This window comes from Streptomyces sp. NPDC003635 (assembly GCF_053587635.1).
Genome location: NZ_JBSFOK010000026.1, coordinates 80551 through 92966, shown reverse-complemented (window position 1 = coordinate 92966; position 12416 = coordinate 80551). Strand labels below are relative to the sequence as shown.

Sequence of the window (12416 nt, the reverse complement as noted above, 5' to 3'; positions counted from 1 at the left end):
CTCTCAGAGGCGGCAGGCGTGGATGGCCGTCGTCAGGATGGCCCGCGCGCCGATCTCGTACAGGTCGTCCATGATCCGCTGCGCCTCCTTGGACGGGACCATCGCGCGGACGGCGACCCAGCCCTCGTTGTGCAGCGGGGAGACGGTCGGGGACTCCAGGCCCGGGGTGAGCGCCACGGCCTTCTCCAACTGCTCGACCCGGCAGTCGTAGTCCATCATCACGTACGTCCGGGCCACCAGGACGCCCTGGAGGCGGCGCAGGAACTGCTGCACCTTGGGGTCCTCGGCGTCGGCGCCGGTACGGCGGATCACGACGGCCTCGGACTTCATGATCGGCTCGCCGAAGACCTCGAGCCCGGCGTTGCGCAGGGAGGTGCCGGTCTCGACGACGTCCGCGATGACCTCGGCGACCCCGAGCTCGATGGCCGTCTCGACGGCGCCGTCGAGGTGGACGACGGAGGCGTCGATGCCGTGCTCGGCGAGGTGGCCCTCGACGATGCCCTCGTAGGAGGTGGCGACCGTCTTGCCCTTCAGGTCCTCGATGCCGCTCGCGGTGCCGGGCTTGGCGGCGAAACGGAAGGTGGAGCGGGCGAAGCCGAGCGGGAGGATGACCTCGGCGTTCGCGCCGGAGTCGACCAGCAGGTCCCGGCCGGTGAGGCCGATGTCGAGGCGGCCGGAGGAGACGTAGATCGCGATGTCGCGGGGGCGGAGGTAGAAGAACTCGACCTCGTTCTCCGGGTCGACGATCCGCAGCTCCTTGGACTCCCGGCGCTGCTGGTAGCCGGCCTCATGCAGCATCTCCGCCGCAGGGCCGGACAGGGAACCCTTGTTGGGGACGGCGATGCGCAGCATGAGGTCGGCTTCCTTTGCGTGATGGGGGGGGTGGGCGGAACTGGCCGGCTTAGAGGTGGGCGTACACGTCGTCGAGGGAGATCCCGCGCGCGACCATCATCACCTGGACGTGGTACAGCAGCTGCGAGATCTCCTCGGCGGCGGCGTCCTTGCCCTCGTACTCGGCGGCCATCCAGACCTCGGCGGCCTCTTCGACGACCTTCTTGCCGATGGCGTGGACGCCCTTCTCGACCAGTTCCGCGGTGCGGGACGTGGCGGGATCGCCGGTTGCGGCCTTGTGCTGGAGCTCGGTGAAGAGCTCCTCGAACGTCTTCTTGGACATGGTGACGCTCAGCCTATGCCACACACCCGGTTCGTCAGCGCCAGGGTTCAGATACTGAACGCAGGGTGGCCGCGGTCGCCACCGCGGCGGTCACCGCCTCGTGCCCCTTGTCCTCGTTGGAGCCGCTCAGCCCGGCGCGGTCCAGGGCCTGCTCCTCGGTGTCGCAGGTGAGCACGCCGAAGCCGATGGGGACACCGGTCTCCACCGAGACCTGGGTGAGGCCCTGGGTGACGCCCTGGCAGACGTACTCGAAGTGCGGGGTGCCGCCCCGGATGACGACACCGAGGGCGACGACGGCGTCGTAGCCGCGGCCCGCGAGGACCTTGGCGACGACCGGGAGCTCCCAGCTGCCCGGGACCCTGAGCAGGGTCGGCTCGTCGATGCCGAGGTCGTGCAGGGCGCGCAGGGCGCCGTCCACCAGGCCGTCCATCACCTTCTCGTGCCACTGCGCCGCGATGACGGCGACCCGCAGATCGCCCACGTTCTGTACGGACAGTTCCGGTGCACCCTTGCCGCTCACGTCTCTCCTCGGTGTGACTTGCTTACTGGTTGCCGCAGGTGGAGACGGGAGCCGCCTCCAGCCAGGGCAGGTCGTGGCCCATCCGGTCCCGCTTGGTGCGCAGGTACCGGAGGTTGTGCTCGCCCGCGGTGACGGGCATCGGCTCACGCTCGGTGACCTCGATGCCGTGCCGGACGAGCGCGTCGGTCTTGTCGGGGTTGTTGGTCATCAGGCGCACGCTGCGCACACCGAGATCCCGCAGGATCTGGGCGCCGGCCGCGTAGTCCCGGGCGTCGGCGGGCAGGCCGAGTTCCAGGTTGGCGTCCAGGGTGTCGCGGCCGCGCTCCTGCAGCTCGTAGGCGCGCAGCTTGGACACGAGGCCGATACCGCGACCCTCGTGGCCGCGCAGGTAGACCACGACGCCGCGGCCCTCGCTCTGGATGCGGTCCAGGGCCGCGTCCAGCTGGGGTCCGCAGTCGCAGCGCAGGGAGCCGAAGACATCGCCGGTCAGGCACTCGGAGTGGACCCGGACCACGACGTCCTCGCCGGCGCCGATCTCGCCGTGGACCAGGGCGACGTGCTCGACGCCGTCCACGGTGGAGCGGTAGCCGTACGCGGTGAAGGTGCCGTGCGCGGTCGGCAGGTGGACCGCGGCCTCGCGGCGGACGGTGGGCTCGGCGGAGCGGCGGTAGGCGATCAGGTCCTCGATGGAGATGATCGTCAGGCCGTGCTTGCGGGCGAAGGGGATCAGCTCGGGCAGCCGCAGCATCCGGCCGTCCTCGCCGGCGATCTCGACGATCGCGCCGGCCGGTCGCAGCCCCGCCAGGCGGGCGAGGTCGACGGCGGCCTCGGTGTGGCCGTTGCGGACCAGGACGCCACCGTCCTTGGCGCGCAGCGGGAAGATGTGGCCGGGGCGGACGAAGTCGTCGGCCCGGGCATCCCCGCTGGCCAGCAGCTGGAGCGTGGTCGCACGGTCCGAGGCCGAGATTCCGGTGGTCACACCGTGCGCGCCCGAGGCGTCCACCGACACCGTGAACGCGGTCTTCATCGACTCGGTGTTGTTCTCGACCATCTGCGGGATGCGCAGCCGGTCCAGCTCCTCGCCCTCCATGGGGGCGCAGATCAGACCGCGGCACTCGCTCATCATGAACGCGACGATCTCGGGGGTCGCCTTCTCGGCGGCGATGACGAGGTCGCCCTCGTTCTCCCGGTCCTCGTCGTCGACGACCACGACCGGGCGGCCGGCGGCGATGTCGGCGATGGCCTGCTCGACCGGGTCCAGGGACCACTCGTCGAAGGTCTCGGTGCGGTCCAGAACGGGTGTGGTGTTCACGCGGGCGCTCCTTCCAGGACGGGCCGCGTGTCCCTGCGGGAGCGCAGCCACCAGTCGCGCATGCCCCACAGGACGAGTGCGCCGTAGATGACGTAGACAAAGCCGGAGAAGGCGTAGCCGTTCGCGAAGTTCAGCGGGACGCCGACGAGGTCGACGAGGAGCCACGCGAACCAGAACTCGACCATGCCGCGGGCCTGGGCGTACATGGCGACGATCGTGCCGACGAAGATGTAGGCGTCCGGCCAAGGGTCCCAGGACAGGCTCGGGTACGCCTTGAAGAGCAGGGCCACCGCGACGGTCCCGGCGGCGGCCGCGGCGATCATCGCGCCGCGCTCGGTCCAGGTGGCGAAGCGGACGGCGACCTTGCCGTCCGCGGCGCGGTCCGTGCCGCGGTTCCACTGCCACCAGCCGTACAGCGCGACGGCCATGACGACCGCCTGCTTGCCCGCGCTGCCGGTCAGGTGGCCGTAGAAGGCGCCGAAGAGGATGAGGCCGGAGAGGAACTGGACCGGCCAGGACCACAGCGAGCGGCGGAAGCCGAGCGCGAGGGCGATCAGGCCGAAGGTGTTGCCGACCATGTCCGACCAGATGATGTGCTGGCCGAAGAGGACGAAGGCCTCGGAGTTGAGCCAGTTCACTTGCCCGCTCCCAGCAGCCGCTCGACGTACTTGGCGACGACGTCCACCTCGAGGTTGACCGGGGCGCCGGGCTGCTTGAGGCCGAGCGTGGTCAGGGCGAGGGTGGTGGGGATGAGGCTGACCGTGAAGTAGTCGGGCCCGGCGTCGACGACGGTGAGGCTGATGCCGTCGACGGTGATGGAGCCCTTCTCCACGACGTACCGGGAGAGGTCCGCGGGGAGCGAGATCTTGATGATCTCCCAGTGCTCGGAGGGCTTGCGTTCGAGCACCTCTCCGGTGCCGTCGACATGGCCCTGCACGATGTGCCCGCCGAGCCGCGCTCCGACCGCCGTGGGGCGCTCCAGGTTGACGCGGGAGCCGACGTCGAGGGCGCCCAGGCTGGAGCGGGTCAGGGTCTCGGCCATCACGTCGGCGGTGAACTCGTCGCCCTCGTGGTCCACGACCGTGAGGCAGACGCCGTTGACCGCGATGGAGTCACCGTGCTTGGCGCCCTCGGTGACGACGGGACCGCGCAGACGGAAGCGACAGGCGTCGCCGAGATCCTCTACGGCGGTGATCTCGCCCAGCTCTTCGACGATTCCGGTGAACACTTCCCGGGTCCTCCTGCCTCATTCGGGCACGGACTCCGGGGCTGTCGAAGAACGACAGAGACTACGGACGACGACACCGGGAGCGACGCCGGGAGGACCCGTCCGCGAAGGGACGAGCTCATCATCGGCGGCGCGCACGAATGCCCGCCCGCCGCGCACTGCCTCCCATCCGGACTTTAACCGTCGGTCCAGGAATTTCACCTGGTCAACCGGCCGCTGGAGGCGACCGGGTCGCGGACTGTAACCGCCGGTTCGGACTTTCACCGACCCCGGAGTGCGCTGCTTCTGGTACAGGGCCAGTGTGCCACGCCGGAGTGTCGTCCATGCGGGTGAGGGCTGTGGGGTGGCTCACAGGCCGGTCCGCTGGACTTCCTCACCCGCGAACACCGCCTCCCGAATTGGTCCATACCTATTGACTCATTGGTCTAGTCCTCCCTACTGTCTGCGCAACTTCCGTGGAGAGGAACCGACTTGCTGTCACGCAACCGGGCGAGACCCGCCCTGCTCGCCGCCGCGGCCACGGTCGCGGGACTGGTGCTCGCCGGCCTCCCGGCCACCGTCTCGCACGCCGCCGACCAGGAGTCCTGCCGCCCGGACGGGCTGTACAAGACGCCCGGCGTCGATGTCCCGTACTGCTCGGTCTACGACGCCGAGGGCCGGGAGAAGATGGGCGCCGACCACCAGCGCCGGGTGATCGGCTACTTCACCGGCTGGCGCACCGGCAAGGACGGCACCCCCGCCTACCTCGCCTCGGACATCCCGTGGGACAAGGTCACCCACCTCAACTACGCGTTCGCGCACATCGACGGCTCCAACAAGATCTCCGTGGGTTCGGACGGCGCGACCAACGCGGCGACCGGGATGACCTGGCCGGGTGTGAGCGGCGCGGAGATGGACCCGGGGTACTCCTACAAGGGCCACTTCAATCTGCTCAACAAGTTCAAGAAGCAGCACCCGAACGTCAAGACGCTCATATCGGTGGGCGGCTGGGCCGAGACCGGCGGCTATTTCGACGCCGACGGCACGCGTGTGAACTCGGGCGGCTTCTACTCGATGGCCACCAACGCCGACGGTTCGGTGAACCAGGCGGGCATCGACACCTTCGCCGCCTCCGCGGTCGACTTCATCAGGAAGTACGGCTTCAACGGCGTGGACATCGACTACGAGTACCCCACGACCATGAAGGACGCGGGCAACCCGCTCGACTGGTCGATCTCCAACGCCCGCCGGGCCGGCCTGGTCAAGGGCTACGCGGTCCTGATGAAGACCCTGCGCGAGAAGCTCGACCGCGCGGGCGCGGCGGACGGCAAACACTACCTGCTGACGGTGGCGGCACCGTCCTCCGGATACCTGCTGCGCGGCATGGAGACCTTCCAGGTCCAGAAGTACCTGGACTACGTCAACATCATGTCGTACGACCTCCATGGGGCATGGAACGAGTACGTCGGCCCGAACGCCTCGCTCTTCGACGACGGCAAGGACGCCGAGCTCGCCGCGGCGGGGGTGTATTCGGCCTCGCAGTACGGCGGAATCGGCTATCTGAACACCGACTGGGCGTATCACTACTTCCGCGGTTCGATGCCGGCCGGCCGTATCAACATCGGACTCCCGTACTACACACGGGGATTCAAGAACGTCACCGGCGGCACCGACGGGCTGTGGGGCAAGGCGGCGTCCACGAACTGTCCGGCCGGGTCGGGGCTGACCAAGTGCGGTGACGGCGCCACCGGTATCGACAACCTCTGGCACGACCTGGACACCAACGGCAAGGAGTCGCCCGCGGGTTCGAACCCGATGTGGCACGCCAAGAACCTGGAGAAGGGTGTCGTCGGCGACTACGTCACCAAGTACGGCTTCCCCGCCGACACCAGGCTGTCCGGGACCTACGCCCGCAAGTACGACTCCACGCTGGTCGCGCCCTGGCTGTGGAACGCCGAGAAGAAGGTGTTCCTGTCCACCGAGGACGAGCAGTCGGTTAACGCCAAGGCCGATTACGTGGTCAAGAACGGCATCGGCGGCACGATGGTGTGGGAGCTGGCCGGTGACTACGGCTGGAACGCTGCGAAGGGCCAGTACGAGCCGGGGTCCACGCTGACGACCGCCATGTACGAGAAGTTCAGGTCGGCCGCCCCCTACGGCGCGACGGTCTCGAACAAGCCGCTGCCCACGCAGGCCGTCGACATCGGCGTGGAGTTCGGGGAGTTCAAGCTCGGTGACTCCAACTACCCGATCACGCCGAAGGTGAGGATCACCAACAACACCAAGGCGACCCTGCCGGGCGGTACGGAGTTCCAGTTCGACTACGCGACGGCCGCTCCGGCGAACGCCTCCGACCAGTCGGGCTTCGGCGCGAAGGTGATCAGCAGCGACCACACCGGATCCAACGTGGGCGGGCTGAAGGGCGACTTCCACCGGGTCTCGCTGAAGCTGCCGAGCTGGCAGTCGCTGGCGCCGGGCGCGTCGGTGGAGCTGTCCTTCAACTACTACCTGCCGGTGTCCACGCCGTGGAACTGGACGGTGAACATCAGCGGCACGACGTACTCCCTCGCCGGCAACCTGGCCCGCGGCAGCACGCTGGTGGAGCCGGGATCGGGCACGGGCCCGACGCCCACACCGACCCCGACTCCCACGCCGACCCCGACGCCCGGTGCCTGCACCTCGCCCGCGTGGAACTCCACGACGGCGTACGGCGGGGGTACTCAGGTCTCCCACAAGGGGCACTCGTGGAAGTCCAAGTGGTGGACGCAGGGCGAGGAGCCCGGCACCACCGGTGAATGGGGTGTGTGGCAGGACCTCGGCGCCTGCTGAGCCCCACGCCAGGACCGGCCCGGCGGCGGTGACGACGGCCCTTGCCCGCCGCCGGGCCTTCAACCTCACGCCCGACCCCCTGCCGTTCGACTCGACGCGGGAACCGCCGTCAGCGGCCCGGCGGCGCGAACAGTTCGTCCTGGGCACGGTCGCGGGCCGTCAGAAGGGCCCCCCGCAGGACCGCCTCGCCGCCCAGCGTGCTGGGCCGGACCTCCGTCGGGAGGGGGGACATCCTCGTCAGCCGGTCCTGGACGCGGGCGGCCAACGGCTCGCCGCCCGCCCGGCCGATCTCGCCCGCCAGGACCACGCACCCGGGATCCAGTACCGAGATCACCGCGGCCGCGCCGAGGGCCAGCCGGTCGGCCAGGGTGTCCAGGAACACCTCGTGCCGCGACTCGACCGCCGCCCGCACCAGGGCCGCCGCCGACGGCTCGCCCTCCCCCACCGTCACGCCGTGTTCCGCCGCCAGCTCCGCCACCGCCGCCGCGCAGGCGAGCGAGTGGAAGCCGCCGTCGCAGCCCGTGGCCGACGGAAGGCCCGTCGTCCCCGGCACCGGCAGGAAGCCGATCTCTCCCGTGCCGCCCGAGGCCCCCCGGCGCAGCACCCCGTCCAGGACGACCGCCGCGCCCACGCCCATGCCGAGCCACAACAGGACGAACGTGTCCCGGTCCTGGGCCGCGCCGTCACGCTGTTCCGCCAGCGCCGCCAGGTTGGTCTCGTTCTCCACGCTCACCCGCGACTCGGGAAGCCGTTCCTGAAGCGCGGCGACGAGCCGGCGATGCCACTCCGGCAGCCCCGTCGAGTTCCGCAGTTCGCCCTTCGCCGGATCGATCAGGCCCGGCGCTCCGATGCCGACCGTGTGCAGACGGTCCACGCCCGCCTCCTTCACGGCCCGCTCCACCAGCGCCACCGCCTGCTCCACCGCGTGACCCGTCCCCAGGTCTCCGTCGATGGGCGCGGACGCCTCCGCCAGGACCCGGCCGACCAGGTCGGACACCGCCACCGAGACCCCCTCGGTGCGCACGTCCAGCGCGGCCAGATGAGCGCGGCCGGCGACGATGCCGTACACCTTGGCGTTCGGGCCGCGCCGTTGCTCGCCCGACTCCCCCACCACCTCGATCAGCCCCGCCGCCGTGAGGCGTTCGACGAGGTCGGCGACGCTCGGGCGGGACAGTCCGGTCAGTTCTTTCAGCCGCCCCGCCGTCAACGGGCCCTCCCGCTGAAGCAGGCGCAGGGCGAGCCGGTCGTTGATGGCCCGGGCGGTGCTGGGGGATGCGGGCATGCCGGGATCCTTCCAGATCGACGACGCGGACATCGACATGGACGGTGACGTGGGCCACGACGAGGGCGGGCGCGGGGTGGGCATCTTTTTCCCTATCTATCAGGCAGGGTTCCTGATAGTTTACGGCGGCACAGCATCCGGGGAGGGGACGAACATGAGTGACCTGGTCGATGACGCACGAGAAGTGCGCCGGGCGCGCTACGCCGTGGCCGCCGTCTTCGCCGTGCACGGCGCCGTGACCGGCTCGTTCGCGACCCGGGTGCCCTGGATCCAGGACCACGCCTCGGTGAGCGCGGGCCAGTTGGGCCTCGCCCTCGCCTTCCCCGCGCTCGGCGCCTCCGTGGCGATGCCGCTGGCCGGGGGCATCACGCACCGCTTCGGCGCCCGCAACGCCCTGCGCGCGCTGATGGCGCTGTGGACGCTCGCCCTCACTCTGCCCTCCCTCGCCCCCAACCTCCTCACCCTCTGCCTCGCCCTCTTCACCTTCGGCGCCACGGCGGGGATGGCGGACGTGGCGATGAACGCGCTCGGTGTGGAGGTGGAGAACCGGCTGAACCGCTCGATCATGTCCGGGCTGCACGGCATGTGGAGCGCGGGCGCCGTCCTCGGCTCGCTCGGCGGCACCCTCGCCGCCCACCTGGGCACCGACGCGCGGCTCCACCACGCCCTCGCGGCCGCCGTCCTGACGGTCCTCGGCGTGGCCGCCTGTGCCTGGGTGCTCGACCTCCAGCCCGCCGAGGACGAGGAACCCCCGCCCCGGTTCGCCCTGCCGCCCCGCTCGGCGCTGCTCATCGGCGCCGTCGGCTTCTGCGCGGTGTTCGCGGAGGGCGCGAGCCTCGACTGGTCCGCGGTCTATCTGCGCGACGAGCTGAACAGTTCGGACGGGCTCGCGGCAGCATGCACCACGGGCTTCACGCTCACCATGGCCGTCGCCCGGATCGCCGGGGACAAGGTGGTGGACCGCTACGGTGCCGTCCGCACGGTCCGGTCCGGCGGCGTCCTCGCGGCCGTCGGCGGGCTACTGATCGTCGTGGCGAACCATCCGGCCCTGGCCATGACCGGGTTCGGCCTGATGGGCCTCGGCATCGCGGTCGTCGTGCCGCTCTGCTTCGCCGCCGCGGGCCGCAGCGGCCCCAACCCCAGCCTGGCCATCGCGGGCGTCGCGACCATCACGTACACCTCGGGTCTGGTCGCGCCCGGCGCGATCGGCGGGCTGGCCCAGGCCACGAGTCTGGTGGTGTCGTTCGGCCTGGTGACGCTGCTGGCGACCGGCCTCGCGGTCTTCGCGGGCGTCCTGCGCACCGCCGAGCGCTCCCCCGCGACCGTCAGCAAGCCGGACGCGAAGGTCACCGACCCGCGCCACTGAGCCGTACGAGACCCCGGAGCCGTACGTCCCCCGAAGCCGTGCGACAGCCCGAGCGGACGATCAGCATCCCCTTCCACCCCTGACAATGGTCCGGAACACCCGCACGCACGACCGAAAGCGAACCGCACCATGGATCTTGGCGTCCGCTGGAAACTGCACGGCGACGGACGCACTCCGGCGCCCGGAGCGGTGGTCCGGCCCGACGAGCGGCTCTCCTGGCCGCGCACGGCCGGGCTCGGCGCACAGCACGTGGTGGCGATGTTCGGCGCGTCCTTCGTGGCCCCGGTCCTGATGGGCCTGGACCCCAACCTGGCGATCATGATGTCGGGCGTCGCGACCATGGTCTTCCTGCTCGCCACCCGCGGCCGGGTGCCCAGCTATCTGGGCTGCTCGCTGTCGTTCGTCGGCGTGGCCGCGGTCATCCGCGCCGAGGGCGGCAACAGCGCCACCGTCACCGGCGCGGTCCTCGTCGTCGCGGCCGTGCTCTTCGCCGTCGGGCTCGCGGTGCGGAAGTTCGGTGCCCGGATCATCCACGCGACGATGCCGCCGATCGTCACCGGCGCGGTCGTGATGCTGATCGGCTTCAACCTGGCGCCGGTCACCGCCACCACGTACTGGCCGCAGGACCAGTGGACGGCCCTGCTGGTGATGCTGTGCACCGGCCTGGCCGTCGTCTGTCTGCGCGGTTTCTGGTCCCGGATCGCGATCTTCCTCGGCCTGGTCCTCGGCTACGGCCTCTCCTGGGCCTTCGACCGGATCTTCGGAAAGATCCACTCGGTCGACGCGAGCGGCAAGCTCACCGACCACTGGCGCCTGGACCTCTCCGGCGTCGGCCAGGCGGACTGGATCGGCCTGCCCACCTTCCACGGCCCGTCCTTCGAGTGGTCGGCGATCCTCGTCGCGCTGCCCGTCGTGATCGCCCTCGTCGCGGAGAACGCCGGACACGTCAAGGCGGTCGGCGAGATGACCGGCGACAACCTGGACGACAAGCTGGGCACCGCGATCTCCGCCGACGGTGTCGGCTCCATGCTCTCCACCGCGGTCGGCGGCCCGCCCACCACCACGTACTCCGAGAACATCGGCGTGATGGCGGCGACCCGGGTCTACTCCACCGCCGCCTACTGGGCCGCCGCCTGCTTCGCGCTCCTGTTCGGCCTGTGCCCGAAGTTCGGCGCGGTCGTGGCCGCGATCCCCGGCGGTGTCCTCGGCGGCATCACCGTCATCCTGTACGGCATGATCGGCCTGCTCGGCGCGCAGATCTGGATCAACGCCAAGGTGGACCTGCGCAATCCGCTGAACCTGGTCCCGGCCGCCGCGGGCATCATCATCGGCGTCGGCAACGTGACCATGGAGTTCACCGACACCTTCCAGCTGAGCGGCATCGCGCTGGGCACGGTCGTCGTGATCACCGGCTACCACGCCCTGCGCCTCTTCGCCCCCGCCCACCTCAAGACCCAGGAACCGCTCCTGGACGAGGGCACCTCCCGCTACGACGAGGCCAAGTCGTAGGCGTACGACGCCGAGAACGTCCCCGGCGCCCCCTTGCACCCGTCGGACTCGCCCGGCAGCTTCACCCACAGGTAGCCGTCGATGCGTGCCTCGCCGGTGCTCAGCGTCGGGGACTGGCCGAGCGCCCGTCCGGCGGGGTCGCACCACGCGCCGTCGGCCGGGGCGCCGTTGCCGTTGCGGCTGGTGTCGATGACGGCGCCGAGGGAGGCGGGGCCGCCGAGGGCGTCCAGGACCTGCCGGTCGTAGGCGATCTCGTCGGCCGTGGTGTGGAAGTTGGAGACGTTGCTGAAGATCCCGTCCGAGGAGGCGGGCGAAGCGGCCCCCGCCTGCCGCAGCCAGCCCGCCTGGGTGCCGGGGGCGTGCCAGCCGGAGTGGCCGGCGTCGTAGTAGACGCGGGCCTTGGGGTTGGCCTCCTTCAGGACGCGGCCCGCGCGGGCCAGGGAGGCGAAGCGGTCGCCCCGCTCCCGGTCCGAGAGGCACTCGGCCTGGGCGACCGCGTCGGGTTCCAGGACGACGACGACGTCGTCGGAGCCGAGCCCGGCGGCGAACCGGTCGATCCAGTCGTCGTAGGCGCCGAGGTCGGGCGCCCCGCCCTGGCTGGCGCCACCGCAGTCGCGGTCCGGGATCGCGTACGCCACGACCACCGGCACCCGGCCCAGGGCGGCACCGCCCGAAGTCACCGCGCGGACCCGGGCGGTGATGGTGTCCGGGGTGAAGTCGGCGAACCACACGGCGGCCGGCTGGGCGGCTATCCGGGACTGGATGACACCGTGCCGGGGATCGCCGGAGTTGTCCCGGACCCAGTCCAGCACCTGGGACTCGGGGTGCCGGTAGAGGCGGGTGGACACGGCGGACGTGGCCCGCTCACGCTCGGTCCTGGTCGGCGAGGGCGTCGGGCTCGCCTCCTTCGTCTTCTTCGGCGTCGGCGAGGGCGAGGGCGACTCGCTCACGGACGGGGACGGGGGTGGCTGAACCGGCAGGGTCCGCAGGCGCGGTGAGTACGTCGCATCGGGGCGGGCCTCGTCGGAGCCACCCCGGTCGTCCAGCGCCGAGACCATTCCGGCCGCGGTGCCCACGGCGACCACGACCGAGGCCGCCGCGACCATGGCGGCGCGGCGACGCCGGTGTCTCCGTGCTGCGAGACGCTGGGCACGCAAGCCTGCCACGGCGTCGATCCCCCTCCCCCACGACCGGCCCGTTCCCCCGTTCTGGGGAAG

General features: G+C 70.9%; 11 protein-coding genes and 1 riboswitch. Of the genes, 3 read left to right on the top strand and 8 right to left on the bottom strand.

Annotated elements, in window-relative coordinates:
* Positions 1–3: 3 nt before the first annotated feature.
* The 6 genes from hisG to ACWDRW_RS23895 are packed head-to-tail and all read right to left on the bottom strand — an operon-like array spanning position 4 to position 4234.
* Positions 4–852: an ATP phosphoribosyltransferase gene (hisG, locus tag ACWDRW_RS23920; protein ID WP_451726056.1), complete on the bottom strand. Its 849-nt coding sequence runs from the start codon at positions 850–852 to the stop codon at positions 4–6.
* 49 nt (positions 853–901) lie between these two features.
* On the bottom strand, positions 902–1174 hold the full coding sequence (locus ACWDRW_RS23915) for a phosphoribosyl-ATP diphosphatase (RefSeq protein WP_250076780.1): 273 nt from the start codon (positions 1172–1174) through the stop codon (positions 902–904).
* 34 nt (positions 1175–1208) lie between these two features.
* Positions 1209–1694, bottom strand: coding sequence for a 6,7-dimethyl-8-ribityllumazine synthase (gene ribH / locus ACWDRW_RS23910; RefSeq protein ID WP_451726055.1), 486 nt, complete (start codon positions 1692–1694; stop codon positions 1209–1211).
* 22 nt (positions 1695–1716) lie between these two features.
* Positions 1717–3006: a bifunctional 3,4-dihydroxy-2-butanone-4-phosphate synthase/GTP cyclohydrolase II gene (locus ACWDRW_RS23905; RefSeq protein WP_451726054.1), complete on the bottom strand. Its 1290-nt coding sequence runs from the start codon at positions 3004–3006 to the stop codon at positions 1717–1719.
* Positions 3003–3644 (bottom strand): nicotinamide mononucleotide transporter family protein, encoded by a 642-nt coding sequence (locus ACWDRW_RS23900; RefSeq protein WP_451726053.1) that lies wholly within the window; start codon positions 3642–3644, stop codon positions 3003–3005. The genes ACWDRW_RS23905 and ACWDRW_RS23900 overlap by 4 nt, the downstream gene beginning before the upstream one ends.
* The gene (locus ACWDRW_RS23895; RefSeq protein WP_451726052.1) at positions 3641–4234 is read right to left on the bottom strand and encodes a riboflavin synthase; all 594 of its coding nucleotides are present in this window, start codon (positions 4232–4234) and stop codon (positions 3641–3643) included. The genes ACWDRW_RS23900 and ACWDRW_RS23895 overlap by 4 nt, the downstream gene beginning before the upstream one ends.
* A 151-nt stretch (positions 4235–4385) precedes the next feature.
* A riboswitch (FMN riboswitch) is annotated at positions 4386–4516 on the bottom strand.
* A 189-nt stretch (positions 4517–4705) separates the two neighbouring features.
* On the opposite strand from ACWDRW_RS23895, the gene ACWDRW_RS23890 reads away from it, so the two are divergent.
* Complete coding sequence (locus ACWDRW_RS23890) at positions 4706–7042, top strand: chitinase C-terminal domain-containing protein (protein ID WP_451726051.1); 2337 nt, start codon at positions 4706–4708, stop codon at positions 7040–7042.
* Between the two features lie 109 nt (positions 7043–7151).
* On the opposite strand, the gene ACWDRW_RS23885 is transcribed toward ACWDRW_RS23890, so the two are convergent.
* A complete protein-coding gene (locus tag ACWDRW_RS23885; protein WP_451726050.1) occupies positions 7152–8324 on the bottom strand; it encodes an ROK family transcriptional regulator in 1173 nt (390 codons plus the stop codon).
* Between the two features lie 154 nt (positions 8325–8478).
* On the opposite strand from ACWDRW_RS23885, the gene ACWDRW_RS23880 reads away from it, so the two are divergent.
* Both ACWDRW_RS23880 and ACWDRW_RS23875 read left to right on the top strand, forming a co-directional pair.
* Positions 8479–9690, top strand: coding sequence for an MFS transporter (locus ACWDRW_RS23880; RefSeq protein ID WP_451726080.1), 1212 nt, complete (start codon positions 8479–8481; stop codon positions 9688–9690).
* Positions 9691–9819: 129 nt separating this feature from the next.
* The gene (locus ACWDRW_RS23875) at positions 9820–11199 is read left to right on the top strand and encodes a uracil-xanthine permease family protein (RefSeq protein ID WP_451726049.1); all 1380 of its coding nucleotides are present in this window, start codon (positions 9820–9822) and stop codon (positions 11197–11199) included.
* On the opposite strand, the gene ACWDRW_RS23870 is transcribed toward ACWDRW_RS23875, so the two are convergent.
* Entirely contained in the window at positions 11178–12305 is a 1128-nt protein-coding gene (locus tag ACWDRW_RS23870) for a glycoside hydrolase family 6 protein (RefSeq protein ID WP_451726079.1), read from the bottom strand. The genes ACWDRW_RS23875 and ACWDRW_RS23870 overlap by 22 nt on opposite strands.
* Between the last annotated feature and the right edge of the window lie 111 nt (positions 12306–12416).